The organism is Streptomyces sp. NPDC005195, assembly GCF_040608315.1.
GTDB lineage: Bacteria > Actinomycetota > Actinomycetes > Streptomycetales > Streptomycetaceae > Streptomyces > Streptomyces kaempferi.
On the sequence record NZ_JBEXHZ010000037.1, the window covers coordinates 19542 to 42393 of the forward strand.

The following is a 22852-nucleotide window of genomic DNA, read 5'->3' on the forward strand; positions in this document are numbered from 1 at the left end:
TCCCCACCGCCCCAGGCGGCGCCGGGGCGCCCTCACTCGTCCTCACCGTCCTCGGCCTGCCACTGCGCCCGCATCTCGCGCAGCCGATCGGCCTGGCGTTGAGGTTCTTCCTCGGGCCCGTTCTGCTGCATCAGGTCCCGCATCCGGGCACGCGCCTCGTCGCGCGGTGTGTTGCGTGCGCTCCCTCCGCCGGGGAGGGCTGGGCCTGTCCTGTTCGGCGCAGGGCTCGCCGGACGCGGGGCGCTGCCGCCCGCGAGCCGGTTCGGGGACGTCGGCGTGCCCGTCGGCGTTGTGTTGCCTCCGGCCGGAGACGTCGGCCGAGCGGGGGCTGGCCCCGGACGGCCGGCGGGGCTGCCGGTACGTGCCGTCGCTGGCTGGACCGGGTTCGGCCGCGGGGAGGGCACTGCTGGCGGGGCTGCCGGGAGGCGGCGGCTGCGGAAGGGGCCGGAACGGGCGGCCTGCCTGCCTGCGTCGGCCCAGGCCCGGCCGTCCTCGCGGACCGTGTTGCCCCACACCCGCACCTGCTGGCGGGCGTCCTGGGAGTAGCGCGAGCCTCCCGCGCGGGCCCGGCGGACATTGGCCGGCAGACCGACCGTCGCCCCATATGCGGCGCGGCCGCCCCGGTTGAGGATGCGGTACCCGCGCAAGCGCACCAGACGGTTGTGGGCACGTGTCGACAGCAGCGTGCGGTCGGTGTTCTGGTCGTGCAGTACCTGACCCGAGCGGCGGTCGACGACCTGGCCGTCCTCGTCGCGGTAGCGGTCGGGCGGACCGCCAGGACGGCGCGGCCCTCCGCCTCCCGAACCACCGTCCCCGCCGCCGGACGGCCCGCCCGTGTCCGGATCGCCGTCCGCCGTGGGCTTACGCCACTTGGCCAACTGCTCCTTGTCCGGCCGCCGGCCGATCAGCAGCCAGTGGGAGCCCTTCGCACCGAGCCGCGCTCCGACCCCACCCACGGCGGCCGCCGCAGTGAGCGGGGCGAGCCCACGCCCTGCTTCGGCGGTGGCATCGGCGAGCACACGACCGGTGTCCACCGGCATACCCGCCCCGTCGAACAGCGACGTCAGTGCGCCCATCAGGCGCTGCCGGGTGCCGAGCAGCCCGAACCGGCCGCCCCCGCCGCCGGTGAAGGCGCGCAAGCCCCCGCCGTATCCGCCGAGCGCGGCGGGTGAGTTCATGGCGAGCGCGGCGCCGAGCTCGGAGGTGTCGCCGGGCATGTGGGTGCCGCCGACCTTGGCGTAGCGCATCCGCATGGCCATGCGCCGGCCGAAGGAAGTGATCCCGGTCAGCAGGCGGCGGTGCCCGGCCGCGCCCGCGATGGCGAGGACGTCGATGAGCAGGATCCGCTCGACCATCAGGTCGGGGCCGTCTGTGATGGTGGCGTCCACGGCGATGCCGAAGAACGGCACGAACGCGCAGATCCCGACCACGGTCAGGACCGAGATTCCCCAGATCGACAGCCACTTCCACACCGACTGGCGCGCAGGCCCGGGCAGCATGCCCGCGACGAAGGTGACACCGCCGACGGCCGCCGCGGCCGCGCACACACCCTGGGTGCCGAGCAGCACGATCGCGCTGGAAAGGAGCATGCCGCAGATGAACAGTGCGGCGATCAGCAGCAGGGCGGCGCCGCCGACCCGCCACCAGGTGGGCTTCTCGGCGTAGTCCGCGCACGACTTGCCGACCGGGCCGGCCTTCTTCATGTCGGCGAGGAACGCGGCGAACGCCTGGTCCTCGTCGGTGACGATCGCATTGGAGGCGTCGAGGAGCTCGCCCCCGGGCGTGAGCGTCGGGAGATCGTCGCTGCTGGGCGGCTTGTCGTCGACGCCGCGTTCGCAGTACTTCCTGCCCGGCCCGTGGATCAGGCTGCAGGCATCCTTCGCCTTGTCCGACGTGGTCGAGCCGGGCATGTACCCGCCGGTGATCCACTTCAGGTGGACGGCGTAGGCCTTGCGGTCGGAATCCTTGGCGGGGTCGAGGATGCGCCCGTACTGAAGGAGCATGTACGGCTTGACGATAAGAGCGTTGGTGATCGAGTCCTGGATGGGCCGGGCCACCTCTGTTGAGGAGACCGCTCCTTCGCCTTCCTGCTCCTCGCACTTGATCTCGGCGTTGCCGGCCATGCCCGCGCAGGGGTCATAGCTGGCGATCTTGCCGCCCCAGTCGTAGGAGTTGACGCTCTGCTGGGCGACCTCAGCAGCCACCTGCTGGGACTGCCCCAGCGGCCCGTCCTGGGAGAGCAGGGTGTCGGGACGGATGAGAGCCGAGGCAGCGATCGCCCCGATGAGTAGGGTGAGGAAGATTTCGCCCAGACCGCGGCCGACCCGGCCACGCACGATCATGAACCCCGCGAACACGAACGCCCAAGCCAGCAACAGCCCCTTCAGCCCGAGCGTGTCGACGACCACCGTGTCGTAGGTGTCGGCGACCTTCTGTGCCGGGCGGGTGAGGAGCTTCAGCAGCGGGAACCGGAAGGCCACCTCGATGGCCCACCCGGCCAGCCCGACCAGCAGCCGGATCAGTGTGAACACCCCGGACAGAGCGAAGGCCAGGGCCTGCGTCTTGAAGGCGACGATGGATCCGCCGTCGGCGCTCAGCTCGTACCCGTCGATCGGCACACCCTCGGACGAGTAGATGTTCAGCGGGGCGAGCAGGTCTCCGGTCTCGCTGTTGCTGCCGGTCGCGTACACGACCTGGGTGTTCACCATGAGGAACACGCCGGTGAGCAGCACGACGAAACCGGCCGAACGCAGGGTCGCGCGGTCTGGACGGAACACGTCAGCGCCGCCTTTTCCCAGCGGCGCTGCGCAGCCGCCACACCACGAGAGCACCCACACCTGCACCGGCAGGCACCAGCCTCCACGCCCCGTCGGCCACGTCCTGCTGGCCGGCGGAGGCAGTGGTCGCGGCGCCGCGCTCGCAGTACGCCTTGGCCGGGCCCACGATCAGGGCGCAGGGATCCCGGTGCGCGGCGTCGGCGGCGAACGCCTGCCCGGTGTGCGGCCACCACGCCTGAGGCACGCCCACGCCGAGGGCGAGCACGATCGCGGCAACAACGACGGCGATCACGGTGAGGACACTCACGGCGGCGGCAACACGCCGCGAGCGGTCCCAGGACAAAGGGGTCATCAGACGGTTTCCTTCGGACTGGGCTGTACGGCCTTGCCAGCGAGAGGCTCCGGCACGGAGGGGGAGACAGCGCTCGTACGGCGTCCTGGCGTGGTGGTGATGGAGGTGGTGATGCGCGGGATGCGGGGGATGGAGACCTTGATGCGGCCGGTGTTCTGCCGCGGGCAGGTCAGCAGGAACTCGCCCTCCCGGCCCCTGTGGCCGACGGGGGACAGGCCGGTGGTCACCAACCGCAGCAGCTCGCCGTCGTTCGGGTCGAGCCCGACGAACTCCAGGCCGCGACGGGCGCGTTCACGGTCGGCGGTGCGGGCGAGGGCCCGGTAGGCCATCAGGCCTCGGCCGGGGCCGAGTTCCTCGGCGTCGTGCGAGCCCGCCAGGAGCCCGGCGCCGTGCTTGCGGCCGTCGTGGAGGATCTCGTGGACCAAGGCCGTGCCCTCGGCGGACGAGGTGAGCCAGTACAACTCGTCCAGCACCACCGCGGTGAACCGCTCGGGGTCCTCGAAAGCCGTCTGCCGGGCGATCGCCGCGATCAGGTAGAGCACCGCCCGGCCGATCAGCGCCTCCAGCGGCTGCTGGTGCAGGATCTCGGGGTTGGCGAACGCGGCCTTCGGCGGCAGCTTCAGACCGGTCGTGGTGATCACGATCATGTCGGAGGCGCTGGAGGCGTCCAGCCGCACCGGCGGCAGCGTCGGGTCGAACACCATCCGGGCCAGGGAGTTGGTGGCGACGACCCGGATGAGGCCGGCGAGGGTCGCGGCCGCGTCCTGCCGTTTGCCCGCCTCGCGCGCGGCCATCTCCTCAAGGACCTCAAGGACACGGTGCATGGACGGGGCGTCGCTGAGGGCGGCCTGTTCGACGGCATGGTGGAGGACTTCGCCGTTGGCGCTCATCGGGCCGATGCCGAGCTGCAGGGTGAGGTAGGACAGGGCGTAGTGGCGGCCCTCGGGCCCGTCGAACATCCGCAGCGGGTCGATGGACACCTCGGCCTGAGCGGCGTCGATGATCTGGACGCGGCCCTTGGCTGCGGTGCGCGCGAAGGTCGCCCACTCGCGTACGGGGGTGCGGTCGATGCAGATCGCGCAGCCGCCGCGCGCCCACACCGACTCCGCGATCAGCTTCTGCAGGACGCTCTTGCCCGCGCCGAGGTCCCCGACGATGCCCATGGAGGCGGACGCATCGACCTTCGGCGCATCCGCCACGTTGATCATCACGGGGCGGCTGGTGCCGCAGTCCAGGTCGATCCCGAGGAACATGCCGTTGGGGTCGCCGACCTCCGCAGCGGTGAAGGCACCGCAAAGCGCCCAGTCTTCGGAGATCTGGTGCTGGGTGAACTCCCGAACGACACTCGGCCGTACGGTGCCGGGCAGTCCGAGGGTGAACAGGGCCTCCTGCAGGCCGGCCGGGCGCACGGCCCGGTAGTCGGCACCGCCGAGGAGCGCGGCCAGGGCGCGGGCCCGGGCGTCGCAGACGGCGGCGGTCGGCCCCCACACCGTCAGCACGGTCACCGACTGCACCTCGACCTCCACGCTGGTGCGGGAGAGGCGGGCGTCGAGCTCGCCCAGGTCGCGGGCGGCCTCGGTCAGGGACGCGGGCATACCGGTCGGGCGGGCGTCGTACTGGTCGGCTTGGTCGATGAGTTCGTTCTTCTTGCGCCGCACCTGGTCACGGGCCTTATCGGCCGGCACCAAGGTCAGGTCGACGGTGTAGTCGACGGGGAAGTCCAGGGTCTCCAGCTGCGCGAACAGGTCAGCGGCGTCCTGGCTCACGGCAGGCGGGCACTCGGCCAGTGCCAGCTGCGCTTGATAGCCCACCCCGGTGTCGGACTCCACCTGCAGCCACCGCCGCCGCAGCGGCGACGACGTCTTCAGCCGCCACCACGCCGTGCGCCCCGACCGGCCGATCCGGTCCGCGCCCGCCAGGTCCTCGGCGTCGTCGACCGTGGGATCGACGCCTCCCTCCTGCAGGCGGACCTGGCCGAGGTCGGCGTAACTGGGGGAGTGCAGCGTCCCCGCCCTCAGCTGCCCTCCGTACAGGTCGCTGGTCTCGGCTTCGGTGAGCAGCGGCTCGCCCATGCCGCGGTGCAGGGCGTGCTGGATCATCCACACGATCTCCGCCGGGCGGGCCGGGCGGAAGGCGACGCCGCCGGCGAGCGCGGCCTCCACCCGGAAGGCCTGCTCGCGGTAGGAGGTCACCTCGCGGCGTGCCACGGGGGCGGCCCGCATGCCCAGCATCGGCGCGACGTCCGCCCACATCGCGCCGAGCGACGCGGTCACCTGCCCGCCGGCGGCGTCGTTTTGCAGCGGCACCGCCAGCCAGAGCGTGCGGCGGTGCATCTCCTGCTCGCCCAGCAGGTCCAGTGTGGCCTCGACGTTCTCCACCCACGGATGCGCGTCGGCGGGGGGCTGGTCGCCGGGCTCGATGCCCTCGATCATGCGCAGGGCGATCTCGCCCGGGTCGACCTGTGCGCACAGCCCGAACAGGCGCGGCGCCCCGGTCAGGGAACGGATCAAATGCGTGATCTTCGCGAGCTGCTCGTCGCGGACCGCGGCCGGGACGTAGGTGCCCTGGACGGTCTCCTCGCGGCGCCCGCGCGCGTCCGGTCCGGGGTGCAGCCGGTAGAGCGCCCACACGCTGCCGTGCGTCGACCAGACCAGGTGCCCGGCGATGTGACGGATCGGCACCCTCATCGCACACCCCCTTGCTGGGCGAGCGCGAGCAGCTGCTGCACACCCGACACCGGCCGCAAAGGCGCCGCGGGAGGAGTTAGCGTCGTGCGGCGCCGCGTGGACGATCGCGGCGTGGCCGGTGTCCGGCCAGCCGGCCGCCGCCGCGCACGGAGCGGTGCGGCCGCTGCGACAGAGGCGAACGCGTCCTCGACGATGAAGCCGCCGAGCAGCGGGCGGGGAGCGCAGTCGCGGGCGGCGCGGCCGCCGATCCGTCCGCCGCGCGGCTGCCAGCCAAGCAGTACCAAGCCCAGGGCCGCCTGCATCGGTGCACGGCCTCGGATCTTCGGGCGGCGTACCGCCCAGATCGCCAGCACCCAGGCCGCGATCGGCACCGGGCCCATCCACGACCACCAGCTGATGGTCTTGACCAGAAGAAAGCCGCCGCCGACGGCGACCGCGATCTGCGCAGGCGTGTAGGGGCCGAGGGGGATGCGCCAGTCCGCCACCTTGCCCAGCACCCAGGGATGGCGGCGGGCGGAGGTGTAAAAGCGCCCCATCCGCACCTGGGCGGCGGCGCTCAAAGCCAGCCTCCCGCGCCGGCGGAGTGGTCACGCACCAGGGGATCGGTACTGCGGACCATGCCAGGGATGGCGGGCGCGCTCTTGGCCGGGTTCTTCACCTCGTCGGTGAACATGTTCGCCAGATCGTTGCGCGCGTTGTACAGACCCAGCGCGATCACCATCAAGAGCAGGGCGCCGATCCCGGCCTTGAGGCTGAACTTCTGGATCATGATGACGACCACGAGGCAGACCAGACCGGCCTGCAGACCCTTGGTCGCCCACTCCTTGAACATGTTGATCCACGAGTTGCCGAGGTCGTTGAGCTGCCCGGCGAGCATCAGGCTGTGCACCGTGTTCACCGGGCACCCCCGTCCTGGGCGGTCCCAGACTCCAGCGCCGCGACTTCCCACCGGCCCGAGCGGGCCTTGAGCGTGAGCTCGTACCCCAGCGGCCAGCGACCGCCGGAGTCCCGGGCTTCCACCTGGACGAGGACACGCACCGCCGTGCCGTCGGCCGGCACCTTCCCGGCGGCCGCGGCCTCCTCGACGGCGGACACCCGCTGCACCGCGACCGCCGTGTACGGGGCGGGGGAGATGGGCGACAGCTTCACCTCGGGTGCGAGGTAGCGGTCCACCTCCCCGGCCCCCGTCAGGTAGGCGCCGAAGAACTCGCCGACTGCCAAGGACAGATCGCCGTCGGACGGCACGCTCACGCCGTACGGCGGCTTGCCCACTGCGGCGCGGGCCGGGCCGGCCACCGCGCCGGGGGCGCCGGTCACCGTGAACGAGGCGCCGTTCGCGTCGGCGGTCACGGGGACGACGAAGTAGCGCAGCCGCCCGTCGGCGTACTGCGCAGCCACGGTCACCGCCCACTCGCCGTCCTCGCGCTGCGCACTGCGCACGGCGGTCACCGTTGCCGGCTTCGGCTGCGCACCGGCGACCGGGTCCGGCAGATCGACATCCGGCGCGAGGGACTGCGCAAGCCGCGCCTGCGCACCGTTCGCGTCGTCGGCGCCGCTGCGCAACCACGCGTCGACGAACACCTGCGCATAGCCCGCAGGGTCGGCCGCGGCGGCCGCGCTGCGCACGGCGGCCGGCTTGTCCGAGGGAGCGGCCGCGACGGTGGTCGGGCCGGACATCACCGCGACGCCCAGGGCGACGGGGCCGGCCGCGATCGCGGTGAACAGGGCCAGGCGCGACAGCCGGACGCGCCGCCTCATCTTCTCCAGCCGGGCGCCTGCGGCCATCGGGTGAGACGCGTCGCTCTCCGAGGCCTGCTTGCCAGGGGACATGGTCAAACTCCCAGGTCAGAACGTGTACTTGCTGACCTTGAGACAACCCGTCGACCCCGACCCGACCACCGACCATGAGCCCCCGACCACGGTCACGATGGGGACACAAAGCCCGTGGTCGGTGTCATGGTGGGCCCGACCACAGCCCCGACCATGGCCCCAGACGGCGACCGGGCACGCCTGAACCGGGCATCGCCGTGAAGACGGTGGAGACGGGCAACTGACCCAGCGAGCCCAGGGGACACCGGGGGAGAAGCCGCCGAAGGACCGGGCCCGCGCCGACTCCAGGAAGGCGGCCGCGGAAGGCCCGGTTGCGCACGCCTTGGCCGAGTGCGCAGACCAACGTCGACGGCGCCTGTCCGCTGTGCGCAGTCGGCTGCACATGCCGAATGCGCAGGACCCGGAACCGTTGCGCAGCCGACTGCGCAATGAGCGCCCCTGCCGCTGCGCAACCGCGACTGCGCATCCTTCGGCTGCCACCGGGAAAGGGCCGTGGTCGGCCCGACCATGAGCCCGACCACGCCAGCCCAGTGCGCATGTTGCCGCATCGTGACCGGTGGTCGGGGACTGTGGCCGTCAGCCTGGTCGGGGGCGCCGGGTGAGCTGACGGAATGGATCTCGCTCACGTCACCTCACACAGCGGCCCCGGCCACCTCGCTCCCGCACGTCCGCTCCAGAGCATCGGCGGCCGCGCGCACACGGCGCGCGAGGACGCACGATGAGCCGCTTCGGGGCGGGGATCCGCCGTGGGGTGATGGCGGCGGACCAGTTCACCCAGATCGCCAACGCCCTGTTCCGCAACCCCAAGATCTCCTTCAAGGCGAAGGGAACCTTCGGCTACATCAGCACCCACCGCGCCGGCTGGCACGTGACGGTCGCCGACCTCGTGCGCGCCGGACCCGACGGACGCGACGCCGTGCGCGGCGGCCTGAGCGAACTGCAGCGGCACGGCTACCTCATCCGCGAACAGCTGAGGCACGACGACGGGACGCTCGGCGAGATCGTGTACTCGATCACGGACCGTCCCGCTCCCCTCGACGCCGACCTTGCCGCGGCGGCTGGTTCGGCGTTCGCCTCCGCGCCGGCGGGTGAGGCGCCGCCCGGCTTCGGGGCGGGGATCCGCCGTGGGGTGATGGCGGCGGACCAGTTCACCCAGATCGCCAACGGCCTGTTCCGCGACTCCAGGCTCTCCTTCAAGGCGAAGGGAATCTTCGGGCTCATCAGCACGCACCGGGACGGCTGGCGGATGAGCGTCACGGACCTGGCACGCCGCGGCCGCGAGGGCGAGGCGGCCGTCAAGAGCGGCCTCAAGGAACTGGAGAAGCACGGCTTCCTGCTCCGGGAACGCGAGCGCCACCCCGACGGCACCCTCCGCGCGGCCGCGTACTTCATCACCGATCTGCCCAGCCTGCAAAACAGCAGGTCGCAACCGATGTCGGGTTTTCCACCGGTGGATAACCCGACGTCGGTTAATCGCCCCACTAAGAACACCAACAGAAAGAAGACCAACAAGCAGAAGACCAGCACCGTCCCTCCGTGCGACCGCAGCGACATCGCGCGCACACCCCAAGGGACGGACCAGCCCGACGCACCAGCGTCCCCGCCGGCTGCGCTCCCGGCAGACGAGATGCATCCGGGGATCCAGCTGCTGCTCGAGATCGGAGCGAGCCGTCCGGACCTCCTGCTGACCGGCAAGGTGCTGACCGATCAGGGCCGCGTGGCCACTGTGATGCTGGAGTCCGGCTGGAGCAGCGAGCAGCTGCGCCACGTCATCACCGACCGGCCACTGCCGCATCCGGTGCGCACCTCGGTCGGCGCGATCATCGCCGCCCGGCTCCGGGCCGCCCAGGCCTACCCGCCGCCCGCCACCGCAGCGGACCACCACGATGCGCCCCCGTGGGACAAGCCGTACGCGTCGGCGACAGCCGAGCGGTCATCGGCAGGGGCCGCTGCCCGCACTGTGACCGAGGCCCTGACCTACCGGGCCCTCGTCGAATGCGCCGGCTGCGGGGTGCCCGCAACCGCCCCCGGTGAAGACCTCTGTCCGGCCTGCCTCGGCTGGCCGCTGTGCCGCACCTGCCCCGGACCGACACCCCGGCGCGCCCACCCCGACGGCGACGGCCGCTGCAGGACGTGCGCCTCCGCCTGACCGACCCACTGGAAGGAAGAAGCCCGTGACAGACACGCTCCGCACACCACCGCCGACCGCGGCCGCACAGCACCGGCGGCCTTTCACCCTTGACCCGGGCCGGTGGGAGGCGGAACGCTCACGGGCCCTGCGGACCGGCCACGTCCGCGACCACACGTGCACGGCCGAGTGCGAACCTGTGCTCGTCTACGAACGAACTCGGTGGGGCTGGCTCACCTGGACCGTCCCAGGTGACGGCACCCGGCCCGAGCAACCTCATCAGATTGGCGTTCTCACGCCGTACGCGACGCGTACACAGCGCCTGGCCATGCGCTGGCTGACCAGGCGCCCCGCCCAGCGCCTCGGCCTGGAGCCCCACCGTCCCTGGATCCCTGTGGCTCTCCACCGTCGCCGTCGCTGTCATCAGCCTGATCGCCGGCCTGTTCGCCATGGCCCATGGCGCGCCCGTCGACGTCGCGCTGCCGGGAATGGTGCTCGCTCCGCTGCTCGCCGAACACCTTCCGGGACGGCTGGACGCCCGGGCCCGCGAATACGTCCGCAGTGTCGAAGGCGACGGTGCCTGCCGCTACTTGCAGCGCCTCGCATCCCTGCATACCTACCTCGTCCAGGCCACGGCCGGCAGCGACCGCTACGAGCTGCGCCGCGCGGCCGAGATCGGCCAGCACACGCTGTGGGACGCCGCCGGCCTGCTCCAGACCCAGGACACCCGATCGGCCGCGGCCGACCTCATCGCCCGCGAACGGCTGATGGTCCAACTCGCCGACCAGGTCACACAGATCCTCAAGCGCACACCCGGACCGGCCAACGCGGACCAGGCCCGCAAGCCCGAGCGGCCGTTGGGCCCATACCCACCTGGCCCCCGGCCGACGACACGGCCAGCACCTCACCACACGACCGGCACGTCATCGCTGAAAGGGACCTTCCTCATGCCCCAGCCCGGCCCCGACGTTCGCACCGCGGACGTCTACCTGCTCTTCGCACACGAGCCGTACTACCCCGGCCCCGGAACCCAAGAAGTCAACACCACCGTGGTGACTGCCGACACCCTGCTCCACCCGCAGGTCCAGCAGCCCGACGGTGCCCGGATCCACGACCTCCTCACCCGGGGACGGCAGCCGGGCGAGATCATCCCGCTGGCCACCCTCACCCACGAACTGAACGGCGGCGCCGACTGGCCGATGGTCGGCGACTTTGAACGCGTCACCACCGACCTGGTCCAGCTCGTGCAGACGCAGATGTGCGATGCCCTCAGCCTCGGACTTCCCGAAATCGCCCGGGCCCTGATCTGCACCGGCCTGGACAGCGAGGTCCGTGCCTTCAACGCCGCGGCGGGGGAGTTCATCGTCTACGGACCGGACGACCGCTCCCAAGTCCTCGCTGAGGTCGGCATGTTCCTCACTGGCATCGCGACCGAGCAGCCCTTCTGGCCGGGCGACGGGCTCCTGCCGCCGCTGTGCCAGAGCGCCTGACGACGTAGCCGACCGCCAGGACGGTCGAGCAACCGACGAAACGAGGCTCGTGAAGTGACGGAACGGGGCACCTGCCTGGGGCCCTCGCGGCGGCTGCCCTGTTGCATCGACCTTGTGTGCGTCTCGCCGAACTTTGGTCGCCGCTCCGTAGGTCCTACACGGTCGACCGAGCAGTGGTCTTCCTTAGGAAAACCTAGACAACTCCTAATAGTTTCTTATAGTCTTCGTCTCGTGAACTCTTACGATGAGGATCTCGCCCGCGTCGAGCATGAACTCCGCGAAGCTGAACTTGAGCGTGACCGACTCGGCGCTCATATTGAGGGGCTCAAGGCCAAACGGGACGCCTTCAAGAAGTTGAGTGCAACAGCATCCGAGCCGGAATCGACGATCCAAGACCTCACCAAGGCGGATGCCATCGTCAAGATCCTCAGGGTGTCGCCCCAGTCCATGTCTCTCGGTGATATTGCGGATGCATTGACCGCCGCGGGCAAGCATGCCAACCGCAACGGCGTCTCCGTCTACATCGACGGACTGCTGAAGGCCGGTCGCGTCGTCCGTGTCGCACGGAACCAGTACCGCGACGCCTGACAGGACTCAAAGTTCCCTGAGAAGTGCTCAATCGGTGGGACGGACAGCGGCAGGCTTGAGCCGGAACCTCGTCTTTTCTTGACATGCAGAGCCGCCCGCAGGCCCGGGTGTCCGGGGAACGGCGGTTCTACCGCGCGGTGGGTGACATAGCACTGCGGCAAGGATTGGGCGGGTTTTTGGAACGTTTGGACGAGGCGGCCGTGCCCCATCGGGTGGGATAGTCGGGGCCGCCGGGTGCGGCCGAAGTCGGATGAGGCAGGGTGAACGGCATGGTGACCTTGGCCAGCCCGTCGGTGGGCACGTCGGTACGTGCAGCCTCCGCGGCCCTGCTGGATCCTGCCGCGCTGTCTGTCTCGCTCCAGCTGATGGGCAGCCAGGCGCTGCTGTTCTACCGGCTTGACGAGGAAGAATGCGCACGCCGGGCCGGCGTCTCAGCGGCCCGTCTGGACAGTCTTGATGCGCTGCAGACTCTTCTGGAGCTGCCCGTCGACGAGCCCGTCGCACTCGCGTCGCTGCCCGCACGTCTGTGTTCGGCGGTGCGGCGGCTTCCGGCCGGCGCCGCCGAGGCCGACCGCCGTGAGGTCACCCGGCGCGCGGTGCGGCCGCTCACCATTGATCTCGCTGTGGTGCGGGCGAGCGCCGCGGGCTGGCGGGGAGGACTGGAGCAAGCCGGCCGTTTCGCCCCCTTCTGTCGGCGCGCACTGCTGCTGGACAGCGCTCCATCGACGGCTGAGGAGATGCTGATGGAAGCCGCCTTCTACGGCATCGGCGTCCTGGTGGCCGACGGCGAGAGCGTGGACCTGCTGCTGGAGCCCCGGCCTTACACCCCGCGCCGTCATACCCCCGCAGCGTGGTGCTTCACCGAGGAGTTCCACCACCGCATCGGCTAATCACGGCTCACTGCGCTCCGCGCGCGCCACAGGACGTGCTGCGGACGAAGCCTCCGGCGCGACGGGGGCCTGCGCCCACTGCAGCAACTGCTGGGGCACCTTGAAGGCGCTGAACCCGGGATGGTCGAGTTCAGCGTTGAGCACCGGGTAGCGGTCCACTGCGCGATGACAGCGCTTCTGCCACCAGACGGGCCGCCCGGCCGGCTCGACGGCGTCCATGGTGCGCAGCCACTCCATCAGCACCGCCGCGTTGTGGGCGGCGGCCGGAACCTGCCAGTGATTGCTGACGAAGGTGTCCAGCAAGAGCCCGTCACAGGCCGCGCACCGGCACACCGGCGCCAGGCCCGCGGCGAACCTCTTCGCCAGCGTCTCGCCGAGGAAGAAGTCCATCAGCTCCGGCAGCAGCACGGAGGGCGACTTCGGTCCGCCCGGGGACCGCTTGGCCGCCTGGCCGGGCGGCACGATGTGCCGCACGCTGCTGGTGGCGCCGAAGGCGGTGAATGCCGCCCCGTGGGCAAGGGCCCCGAACGCCGCGAGGTCGGCACGCAGCAGCGCTGTGCCGGGCACCTCCGCCAGTAGCCGCTTGAGGTTGCCCACTGCCTGGGAGAAGCCGGCCAGCGGGTCCATCTGTCCGCCGAGCATGATTGCTTTGGGGTTCGGCACGAGATTGAGCCAGGCGATCAGCTGTCCGACCGCGTCGTCGCGCAGCCAACCCACGTCCACGGGAACACTGAAGAAGACGTGGGGGTCCTCCAGCTTGAGGACCTGGTGGACGGCGGCCTTGAGCGCGTCGGAGTCTTCCGCGTGCAGATATCCGGTGGGCGTCATGGCCGCCGTCGCGCCCGCGCGGTGGCCCACCTGCTCCTCGATCGACAGCCTCAGCGGGTCGCCGAAGGCCAGCTGGCCTTCCGAGATGTCGGGGAAAGGATCATCCTCACTGGCCGCCGCCACGGTGTAGACGGCGGGATCCGCGAGCAGCGGTCCCGCGAACCCCTCCTCGCGCAGCTTGCGGACCTTCGCTGCCGCCCCGGGACCGCTGACGACGAGCCCGCTGCGCACCGGATCGAGCTGCGCGCTGATGTAACCGACCCGGCTCACTCCGGCCTGCAGCAGCATCCGGCCCTGCAACTGCCCGGGTACAGCGGGCGGTTGGATGAGAGGAGGGTCGGGAGGCTCCGCGGGATCGGAACCGGCGCCAGAGCGCGGAGAGGGGAACGACTCAGTCATGGCCTCACCTTCGAAGCAAGATTCACCGCCGCGCCGTCGCGCGGGGTATACAGCAGCTGGAAGTCCTCGGGCAGCAGCCGGGCACAGCGGGCCAGCTCCTCCTCGTTCATCCCCGCGGCCAGAGCCGAGTGGATCAGCCCTGGGACGTACCGGGGCCGCTCCCGGTCTATCTCGACCGGTTCGGCCGTGCGGTAGCCCAGCGCGGACATCTCCACCATCACGCTGCGGTACTGCCAATCCGTGACGATGTTCAGGCTCTGTGCCCGGCGCAGTAGCGCGGCCATCGATACCTTCCACTCCTGCTTCAGCCGGGCCAGCAGTTCCAGGTCGACGCGGGGTGCGAAGGCGAAGCGGATGTCACGCGCGGGCATGAGGAACTCGGAAGCGAATTCGTCGGCCTGCCGCTCCTGCGTGGTGCTGTCGCCGGGGGACTGGTGCAGGACCAGGTGCCCCAGCTCGTGCGCCAGGCTGAAGCGGTAGCGGTCTGCGGGCGCGTGCTGGTTGGCCAGGATGAGGGGCGGCTGCGTTCCGTCCCACTGGCTGACCGCATCGAGCCGGCCGCTGCCTAGATCACGCGCGACCACCAGAGCCCCGGCCGCTTCCAGCGATGCGGTGATGTCCAGCGCCGGGCCCGACGGCATGCCCCAGGTCTTGCGAACCTGTCGGGCTGCGTCCTTGGCCGTGGTCAGGGCGTCGAGTGCGACAGTGGGAATGGCCGCAGCCCGCACGGTGAGACCGGGGCGGCACGCGGCGATGCCCTGCAACTGAACGCGTGTCAGGGCGAGGTGGGCATGCTGGCGCCGCAGGGCGGAGACGGTCAATGACGCCCGCTTGCGGTGGTGGACGAGCCCCACGCCGATCCCATGCACCTGTGGATTCAGACACAGCAGATCCTGCGGATACCCCAGCGCTGCCGCATACAGCTCCAGCCGCTCGCCCGAGACCGCCAGGCGCCCGCTCTCGGCGCGGCTCACATACCCCTGCGACACCACCGCATCACCGCCGGAGGCTTTCACCATCGCCTCAGCCACGTCGGCTTGCGTCATGCCGCGGAACTCCCGGGCCACCACCAGCATCCCCGGCTGCGCCGGACGTACGTCACTCACGTCGTACCACCTCAGATCAGACCTCAAAAGATTAGCTTCAAATATTCCTCCGGGTATCGAAGTTGACAATATTGGCAGAACGTCAAGGAGAGTGGGGGTCGGGTGATGGCTGGCGACGTGACGCTGTTGGTTCACGCGGTGACGCTGCAGTATTTGCCCTGCCAAACCCCAACAGGCCCGATAGTCTCCCCTTTCTTGGGGAGATAAGGGGTGGAAGTTGTATCTGGGGCGGGTCAGAGCCAAGGGTTTCAAGTCGCTGCTGGACATGGATGTTCCGTTGCGGCAGGGCGTGACGGTGGTGGTGGGGGAGAACAACGCGGGTAAGTCGAACTTCATCGATGCGCTACGGCTGTTGACCGACCCATTGGACGGGCGGCGCAGTAGGTGGTGGGAGACGGATGATGTCCATCCCTGGGCTGAGAGCAGTGCTGAACTGACTGCGGTGTATGGCGGATTGGAGCCAGCAGAAGCAGGCACGCATCTGCAGGCACTGGTGGGTGCGGCCGAAGAGCCCGGCCTGCCGGATGGTCACCGTGCCCGTTACACCGTGCAGTTCGCCCGGCCGGCCGCCGACGCGAGGCCGCAGCGCCCGGTGTGGTCGGCGGGCCGACTGCTGGATGACCCGGAACCGGAGGCGCGCCGCACGATTCGGCACGTCTACCTGCCGCCGATGCGCAACGCCCAGCAGGAGCTGGCCTCCAGCTCCGGCAACCGGCTGCGGCTGATCCTCGCCGCCGAACTGGGCGGGGAGGAAGCCATCAAGGCCTTCGAGACGGAACAGGCCCAGCACTTCCGCGGCCTGGAGCGACACGACAAGATCAAAGCAGCCCGCAAGCGCATCAACGACCCGCTCGCGCTGCTCACCGCCGGCGCGCACCCTCAGCAGATGGGGCTGTCGTTCGCGGATCCAACGCTGGTGTCGATCGCACGGGCACTGCGCACGCGGATGAGCGATGAAGGCCTGGACGTCGAAGACATCGCCCGCTCCGGCCTGGGATACGCCAACCTGCTGTACATCGCCACCGTGCTGGCCGAACTGGAAGCCGCCCGTGGCGCGGACCTGACGCTGTTCCTGGTGGAGGAACCCGAAGCCCATCTCCACCCGCAGCTGCAGAATCTGCTGCTGGACCATCTTAAGACCCAGGCACGGCACTCGCAGCAGTCCAGACCGGAAGCCGAGGGGACCCCGCTGGGGCGCATCCAGGTCGTCATCACCACGCATTCCCCAGTGCTGGCCGCCGCCACCACGGTGGAAGACCTAGTGGTACTCAAACGGCGTCGCACACCCGCCCCTCAGCCCGCGACCCCCGCGGCCGTGTCGGCGGAAACCGGCACACCCGCATCCGCCGACACGGCCGCCGGGGCGGATGCGCAGGAGAAGCCCGAGACGCCGCCGGCGGGCTTCGCGTTCACCACCGCCGCCGTGCCGGTGGCGGTGCTCCCCTTCACCAAGCACGAGCCGGCCAAACTGGACCGCTACCTCGACATCACCAAGAGCGCCATGCTCTTCGGCACCCGGGTGATCCTCGTCGAAGGCCTTGCCGAGGCGCTGCTGATACCCGCCTTCGCCGAGCTGGTCCTGGGCACCCTCCCGGATGAGACTGCGCGCAAACGGGCCAAAGCAGTCTTCCGCGGCAGCTGCATCGTCGCGGTCGACGGCGTGGACTTCAAGCCCTACATGCGCGCCCTGCTGGCCGACGTGGGCGGCGTACGCATCGCAGACCGTGTCGTCCTGATCACCGACCAGGACCCCAGTAAGAAGAAGACCGAACCGGACAACGACGAGCAGACCGAAGCCGCGGGCGAGGGCCCGACCGGTGACCTCGTCGCGGCTGCGGCCGCACCTGCAACAGACGACGGTAACGGTGACAGTGAGGACGACCCGCAGCCGGAGGTCGGCTTCAACCGCGCCTCCTACCTCAGACGTCACCTGCTGCAGTGGCAGGTGCCGGAGAGCGCCTTCCATATCGCCGAAAGCAAGCCCACTCTGGAACCGGAGCTGATGCGCGCCGAAAACCGCTCCCTGCTCGGAGAGGTCTTCTTCGACCTCCGCCCACGCTCCGACCATCACTGGGAGCCGGTGGAGAAAGCAGCCACCGACGAGGCGCGGGCCGCCGCGTTCGGAAGCCTGTTCACCTCCACCACCGTCAAGCTGCCCAAGGGCGACTACGCCTACCGCCTGGCCGAGCGCCTCACCCTCAATCCAGACGGCTTTGTGGTACCCGAGCATCTGGCCGCCGCCATCCGCTGGATCGCAGGAGTGGATGGCCAGAACGCATGAGCGACCTCGACACACGGCGCAGCCAGGCCCAGTTGCAGCAACAGCAGGCCATCCACGCCGCCGCCCCCGTCTTCGTTCGTGCCTGCCCCGGCGCCGGCAAGACCCGTGTTCTGGTGGACCGCCACTGCCTTACCCCGCCCGGCCCCCGGCGCAGCGGACGGGCCCTGCTGTCGTTTACCAACGTGGCTGCCGATGAACTGCGCGAGCGCTGCTCCGGCAACCGCCCCGACTTGACGGCCTACCCCCACTACATCGCGACCTTCGACAGTTTCCTGTGGCGCTACCTCGTGCGGCCCTTCCTACCCGCCACGCTGCCCTGGCAGCACGTCCTGTCCTGGGACCATGTACCGGCCGCCGTCGTGGGCCCACGCAAAGTACCTCTGTCGCTGTTCAGGTTCAGCTACGACCCGACCACCCGCCACACCCGCGTGCAGAGGCCCAAACCCGGCAAGCACCTGATCAACTCGGAGTTGTCACAGGAGGAATATGTCATCCGCGCCGAGCGCCGACGCGATCTACTGTGGCAAACCCGCGGCTATATGACCGGCCACGAGGTCCGCATCGCCGCCCTCGACCACGTCAGAGACCCCGCCGTCACCGACCTGCTGCGCCATCGCTTCTTCGAGATCGTCGTCGACGAGGCACAAGACTGCTCCGAACTCGACCTCGCCATCCTCGAACACCTGCACCGCGCGGGCCTGCCCCTGGCCATCGTCGCCGACACCGACCAGGGCATCTACGAATGGAATGACGCCCGCCCGCAAGACCTCCACACCTTCACCCAGCACCTCCCCAACCACCTGGAACTGAACGGCAACTGGCGCAGCAGCCCACCCATCTGCCAGCTGGCAGCAACCCTGCGCCCCGTCCTGCGCAGCACCCCGGACCTGTCCGTGGGAGACCACTACGCCATCGACACCCCTGTGCTCCTGCTGCCCTACGGCCGCCACCGCACAAAGATCTCCGGCCTGCTCGATGCCACCGCTGCCGGCGAGACCTTCGTGGCCTTCGCCGCTCAGATCGGCATCGACGCCGCAGAATGCCTGGCCCTGGCCCACCGCAATACCGCCATCCCCAAGGCCCGCTCGAAACCGGCACCCCACCTGCCCAAAGAGCCGGACGCCAAAGCCCTGGCCTGGGCCGCCGCGGTATTCGCAGCGGACGAGGCTCCGCCGACCGTCCGCGGCCATGCCCTGGGGCTCGCCAGCACCTTCCTCAACGACTACTGGCACCCCGAGGACACCGGTCCCCTCGCCGAGACCCTTGCCGCACACGACATCACACCAGCCTTCATGCGCCGCCGCGCAGCAGCTTTCCTCGCTCAACTGCCCGCCGTGGACGCATCACCCGCCCGCGACTGGCGCAGCAAGGCCCGCACCGTACTGAGGGCGCAGCTCCCTCATCCGGACGCGCAACTGACCGCCCCAAAGATCCTTTCCTTGGCCAAGCCCGACCTGGACAAGCCCATCCGCTCACTGATCGGACTGCCCGAGAAAGCCGACGAAGAAGAGCAGCCTGCCACCATGCGCAGCTCCAACGTCCACCAGGCCAAGGGCAGCGAAGCCGACGCGATCCTCATCCATCTACCGAAACCCCAAGACATCACCGAACTCCTCGAGGCCTGGGCAGACCCGCTGGCCCACACGGAAACAAGCGAACTGCTGCGGGTCTACTACGTCGCCATCACCCGCGCACGCCGCCTCGTGACCCTGACGTACCCCTACTCCAAGCACGCCGACGTCACCGCGCACCTCGACGCGTTGAAAGTCGAGTACAGAGTGGAGGTAACCGGGCCGCACCCGGAGGCCTCCTGAACACCATGGCACCGGACAACACCCTGCGGCTTCGTCGCCCGCCTCTCCTACCCGCGGACGAAGATCGAAGGCGGAGGCCAGGTTGTAGCCCGACCTCAACATCCTTGACCGACTGCGGCGGCAGACGGAGCCGACACCGACCAGCGGGTAGCTGGTGAGGTTCACGCACGGAAGCGAGATTTGCTCGGGTCGGCGTCCGAGAGACCGTTCAGGAAACGGCGATGGCCGGTGCCGCGAAGCCGTGCGGCTTCGCGGCGGAGAGGTGGCTGGCCTCTCCATACCGGCCATCGTGCGGCGTCTGGCCCGCCGGGAGTTCGTCGATCCCTTAAACCAGAGGCCGCGGTTTTACGGTATCCCGCTCGCGACGCGGTTCAGTGCCCTGTCAGGGCGTTGAGGACCGGCGGGCGGCCAGCTCCTCGAGGCGGGAGCGTCTCCAGCGCTGCTGGCGCGGTCGGCCGGCGCTGCCGCGGCGGTACTCGAACCCGTCGGGCTGCTCGAGATCGGGCAGGAGTCCGTGCCCGAGCGCGCTGATGAAGCTGTCGGCGTTGCTGTAGCCGAGGATCCGGGCTGCGTCGGCGGCGCCGACCAGGTCCTCGTTCTCGTCTTGGCCGACAGGCGGCAGCACACCGCGCTGGCGGGCGGCGGCGACGACGGTGGCGCGGCGCCACTTCTTGCGAGCCCGGCCGCGGCTGCCTTCTTCCTTCTCCAGGGCGTCCGGCTCGGGCAGCTCGGGGATGCGCCCCTGGTAGAGGGCACTGGAGAAGGAGGCGGTGCTGCCGTAGCCGAGCAGGCTCGCGACTTCGGCTGTACCGAACAGCTCGTCAGGATCCCCATCGACCGGCACCGGGGGCAGTGCAGTAGTCGGGCTGGAGCTGCGCCGGCCCTTGCCGGGCCGGCTGGCGGCCCAGGCGACGATCGTGCCCCGGCGCCACATCGGGCCGTCGACGTCCTCGTCGGGCTCGGGGAAGTACCCGGGCCGGTCGCGGAAGTAGGCGTCGATGGTGGAGGTGCGGGTGTAGCCGAGGAGCTTGGCCACTTCCCGCTTGGTCAGCAGCTCGTCCTGGTCGGCCTCGAGTGCCGCGGCCGGCAGCGTGCGCTTCTTCGGGGCGCGCTTGGCGAAGAACGCCGCGACCTCGCCGTGGTGCCAGAACCGCTTGCGGCCCTCGGTGTGCGCGACCGCGGGGAAACCGCTATCCGGGTCGTTGCTCCACTCGCTGATCCGGGGCTTGCTCGTGCCGAACTCGGACACGATCTGCGCGGTGTCCACGAGCCGCTCGGCGGGAGACATCTGAGCTCCTTTGGAAGGATCAGCAAGGTGGTGCCGGCGCCCGGACGAGCGTGACAGGTTCGATAATGCCAAAGCGGCTGGGTTCGTGTCCAGCCCAGCGCCAGACCGGCTACAGAAGCTCCTCGCCAAGAAGGCAGACACCGAAGAGCGCGGTGCGCTCTTCCAGCTCCGTGTAGGCCATGGCGGCCGGCGCGGCCTCCCAGATCGCGAACGCGAGCGCGGAGACCGCCTGGCTGCGCGTCATCCCCGCTTCCCACGGCGCGCCCCCAGCAGCGCACCGCTCGGCGAGCTGGACGTCGGACAGGCCCGCGGCCTCCCGGCCGATGCCGGACCGGACGTCGGCGACGCCCTCGCACCAGGCGCGGTGGCCCGTGGCAAGAAGGGCCTGCAGTGCGTCCCGGTCGCTCAGATCCTGGGCGCGGGCGGCGAGATCGAAAAGCAGGGCGGTGGGGTTGGTGTCCATGGTCATCTCCTTCAATCCACTGTAAAGGGACGTGTGCCGGGCCGGGGCCGGACAGAACCGGCCCGGTATACGCGGGTGTCAGCTGCAGACGGTGCAGCCGTCGCACAGCGCGCAGCCGCCGCGGCAGGCCAGCTCAGGCTCCTTGCGAGGATCCTTCCTCAGCGCCTGGCGGACCTGCTCCTGCAGGGCGGTGAACTCCGGGCCGTCGTCCGTGCACACGACGCCGGGGTCGGGCGCCCCGCAGGTCGAGGCGTGCCGGATCAAGTCGGTGATAAGCCAGTCTGCGCGGAAGCTGTCCCCCGTACCTGCTTGACCTCGGCGTGCAGGTCGGCCAGCCGCGGCACCGGTTGACGGAGAGCAGCAGGTCGGGGCGGGACGCGAATTCGCAGAGGAGCAACCGAGATTGCGGATGATCTCTTCCTGGGCCAGCAGTTGTGGGGCCGCGGCGCCGAGCCCGTGAATGGCATGGAGGAGAGGCCTTCGGGCTCGTGGCAGGACCGGCTGGCGGCGGGAACCAGCCTGAGATGTGGGTTTCACGTGCTCCGTTGCCCGGGTCTGCGAGGATGGCGAAGGCGGCCGACCCCACTAACGCTGGGGTCGGCCGCCGCTTTTCGTCTACGGCTGTCTCAGGTCACGGCCGGTGAGTGCTCAGGCCAGGTGGTCGAAGGCGCCCGCTTTCGCTCCGGCCAGCAGGGCCCCGATCTCGCTTCGGGTGTACACGAGCGGGGTCTGCTCGGGCCGCTTGGAGTCGCGCACGGCGACCAGGTCGCCGATCACACCGAATTCCACGCAGTTGTCGTTGCCCCCGCTGAACGGGCTCTTCTCCCAGGTGACGGTGGAGAAGTCCAGCTCGGCGGGGTCGGGCTTGGTGTTGCTCACTTACAGCTCCTTGAGCATGCTCTTGATACGGCTGCGGGTCTCGGGCGGGCCGAGGGCCGTGGCCCGCAGGTGGTCAAAGACCTCGGTGTAGCGCCCCACATCGTCTGATCCCTCGAAGTACACCGAGTTGGTCAGATTCTCCACCCAGACCACGTCCGGGTTGGGCTCGGGGAAACCCATGAGCATGAACGATCCGTACAAGCCGGGATGGAACCCGGCGGCGAACGGTAGAAGCTGCAGGGTGATGTTGGTGCGGGGCTCGGCGTCCAGCAGGTGTTCGAGCTGTTCCTTGAGGACGGTCGGCCGGGATTCGATGCGGCGGAAGGCGGCCTCGTCGATGACCGCCCACAGCTTCGGCGCATCGTCGTGGACCAGCAGCGTCTGGCGGTTCATCCGCACGTCCACCAGGGCCTCGACCTGTTTGGCGTCCAGGTCGACGCGCATTGCGGTGATCACCTGGCGGGCGTACTCGGGGGTCTGCAGCAGTCCGGGGACCAGTTGGGGCTCATAGGACCGCAGGGTCGTCGCGCTCTGCTCCAGCTCCAGGTAGCCGCCGTACTGGGTGGTGTTGATGACCGCGGAGTACTTGCGCCACCACTTCTGACGCTGTGCCTGATCTGCGCGGACCAGGTCCAAGATGTCGTCCCGGACAGCCGGGTCGGTGACGCCGTAGCAGTCGAGCAGTGCCTTCACCAGGACAGGGGAGGTGCCGCGGTCCCCGTTCATGATGCGGCTGAGCGAACCCTGGTTGACCTCGATGATCTGGCCGACCTCGGCCAGCGTCTTCCCGGACTGGTCGTGCAATTCCTTGAGCCGGGCCGCGAGTTGACGTCGGTAGATGGACTTGGGGGCAGGATTCCTCTTCCAGGCCATGGCGACAGTGTGGCCCTTGCCCGAGGGATGGACAACCAATCTGGGAAATTTCGATTGGGCATGTTGCCCAATCGAGATGCCTCAGGGCATGCTGGCTAACGGTTGCGAGGCGTGATGACTTCATCGCGCTTCGTGTCATATGCCGTTGCCTTACGCCGACTTCCTGGGGCGAATCACCG

19 protein-coding genes are annotated in these 22852 nt (G+C 69.8%); 6 read left to right on the forward strand and 13 right to left on the reverse strand.

Features of this window, described 5'->3' with window-relative positions; translation table 11 throughout:
* Nucleotides 1–32: 32 nt before the first annotated feature.
* Genes ABZV34_RS27890 through ABZV34_RS27915 form a run of 6 tightly spaced genes read right to left on the reverse strand, consistent with a single transcriptional unit; the run spans nt 33 to nt 7646 of the window.
* Nucleotides 33–2777: a hypothetical protein gene (locus tag ABZV34_RS27890; RefSeq protein WP_356282245.1), complete on the reverse strand. Its 2745-nt coding sequence runs from the start codon at nt 2775–2777 to the stop codon at nt 33–35.
* A gap of 1 nt (nt 2778) precedes the next feature.
* A complete protein-coding gene (locus ABZV34_RS27895) occupies nt 2779–3129 on the reverse strand; it encodes a hypothetical protein (RefSeq protein WP_356282248.1) in 351 nt (116 codons plus the stop codon).
* The gene (locus ABZV34_RS27900; protein ID WP_356282251.1) at nt 3129–5816 is read right to left on the reverse strand and encodes an ATP-binding protein; all 2688 of its coding nucleotides are present in this window, start codon (nt 5814–5816) and stop codon (nt 3129–3131) included. Before ABZV34_RS27900 ends, ABZV34_RS27895 begins: the two co-directional genes overlap by 1 nt.
* A complete protein-coding gene (locus ABZV34_RS27905) occupies nt 5813–6376 on the reverse strand; it encodes a hypothetical protein (protein ID WP_356282254.1) in 564 nt (187 codons plus the stop codon). The genes ABZV34_RS27900 and ABZV34_RS27905 overlap by 4 nt, the downstream gene beginning before the upstream one ends.
* Complete coding sequence (locus ABZV34_RS27910) at nt 6373–6714, reverse strand: hypothetical protein (RefSeq protein WP_356282257.1); 342 nt, start codon at nt 6712–6714, stop codon at nt 6373–6375. The genes ABZV34_RS27905 and ABZV34_RS27910 overlap by 4 nt, the downstream gene beginning before the upstream one ends.
* Nucleotides 6711–7646: a conjugal transfer protein gene (locus ABZV34_RS27915; protein ID WP_356282259.1), complete on the reverse strand. Its 936-nt coding sequence runs from the start codon at nt 7644–7646 to the stop codon at nt 6711–6713. The genes ABZV34_RS27910 and ABZV34_RS27915 overlap by 4 nt, the downstream gene beginning before the upstream one ends.
* 718 nt (nt 7647–8364) lie before the next feature.
* On the opposite strand from ABZV34_RS27915, the gene ABZV34_RS27920 reads away from it, so the two are divergent.
* From ABZV34_RS27920 to ABZV34_RS27935, 4 genes are all read left to right on the forward strand, one after another.
* Complete coding sequence (locus tag ABZV34_RS27920) at nt 8365–9795, forward strand: hypothetical protein (RefSeq protein ID WP_356282262.1); 1431 nt, start codon at nt 8365–8367, stop codon at nt 9793–9795.
* Nucleotides 9796–10223: 428 nt separating this feature from the next.
* Nucleotides 10224–11264 (forward strand): hypothetical protein, encoded by a 1041-nt coding sequence (locus tag ABZV34_RS27925; protein ID WP_356282265.1) that lies wholly within the window; start codon nt 10224–10226, stop codon nt 11262–11264.
* 231 nt (nt 11265–11495) lie between these two features.
* Nucleotides 11496–11852, forward strand: a complete 357-nt coding sequence (locus tag ABZV34_RS27930) for a hypothetical protein (protein ID WP_356282267.1) — start codon at nt 11496–11498, stop codon at nt 11850–11852.
* A gap of 260 nt (nt 11853–12112) precedes the next feature.
* Complete coding sequence (locus tag ABZV34_RS27935) at nt 12113–12742, forward strand: hypothetical protein (protein ID WP_356282270.1); 630 nt, start codon at nt 12113–12115, stop codon at nt 12740–12742.
* Here ABZV34_RS27935 and ABZV34_RS27940 read toward each other — a convergent pair whose 3' ends face one another.
* Together ABZV34_RS27940 and ABZV34_RS27945 are read right to left on the reverse strand one after the other, a co-directional pair.
* Nucleotides 12743–13969: a hypothetical protein gene (locus ABZV34_RS27940; RefSeq protein ID WP_356282273.1), complete on the reverse strand. Its 1227-nt coding sequence runs from the start codon at nt 13967–13969 to the stop codon at nt 12743–12745.
* Entirely contained in the window at nt 13966–15075 is a 1110-nt protein-coding gene (locus tag ABZV34_RS27945; protein ID WP_356282276.1) for an ImmA/IrrE family metallo-endopeptidase, read from the reverse strand. The genes ABZV34_RS27940 and ABZV34_RS27945 overlap by 4 nt, the downstream gene beginning before the upstream one ends.
* Nucleotides 15076–15292: 217 nt before the next feature.
* Here ABZV34_RS27945 and ABZV34_RS27950 point away from each other — a divergent pair, with 217 nt between their 5' ends.
* Both ABZV34_RS27950 and ABZV34_RS27955 read left to right on the forward strand, forming a co-directional pair.
* Complete coding sequence (locus ABZV34_RS27950) at nt 15293–17356, forward strand: AAA family ATPase (RefSeq protein ID WP_356282279.1); 2064 nt, start codon at nt 15293–15295, stop codon at nt 17354–17356.
* Complete coding sequence (locus ABZV34_RS27955; protein ID WP_356282282.1) at nt 17353–19170, forward strand: UvrD-helicase domain-containing protein; 1818 nt, start codon at nt 17353–17355, stop codon at nt 19168–19170. The genes ABZV34_RS27950 and ABZV34_RS27955 overlap by 4 nt, the downstream gene beginning before the upstream one ends.
* Before the next feature lie 382 nt (nt 19171–19552).
* Here the strand turns inward: ABZV34_RS27955 and ABZV34_RS27960 are convergent, their stop codons facing one another.
* From ABZV34_RS27960 to ABZV34_RS27980, 5 genes are all read right to left on the reverse strand, one after another.
* Entirely contained in the window at nt 19553–20458 is a 906-nt protein-coding gene (locus tag ABZV34_RS27960; RefSeq protein WP_356282285.1) for a hypothetical protein, read from the reverse strand.
* A 109-nt stretch (nt 20459–20567) separates the two neighbouring features.
* Complete coding sequence (locus ABZV34_RS27965; RefSeq protein ID WP_356282288.1) at nt 20568–20921, reverse strand: hypothetical protein; 354 nt, start codon at nt 20919–20921, stop codon at nt 20568–20570.
* A gap of 78 nt (nt 20922–20999) precedes the next feature.
* Complete coding sequence (locus tag ABZV34_RS27970) at nt 21000–21185, reverse strand: hypothetical protein (protein WP_356282291.1); 186 nt, start codon at nt 21183–21185, stop codon at nt 21000–21002.
* Between the two features lie 384 nt (nt 21186–21569).
* Nucleotides 21570–21800 (reverse strand): DUF397 domain-containing protein, encoded by a 231-nt coding sequence (locus ABZV34_RS27975; protein ID WP_168500662.1) that lies wholly within the window; start codon nt 21798–21800, stop codon nt 21570–21572.
* Nucleotides 21801–22673 (reverse strand): helix-turn-helix transcriptional regulator, encoded by an 873-nt coding sequence (locus tag ABZV34_RS27980; RefSeq protein ID WP_356282294.1) that lies wholly within the window; start codon nt 22671–22673, stop codon nt 21801–21803. It abuts the gene before it with no gap.
* Between the last annotated feature and the right edge of the window lie 179 nt (nt 22674–22852).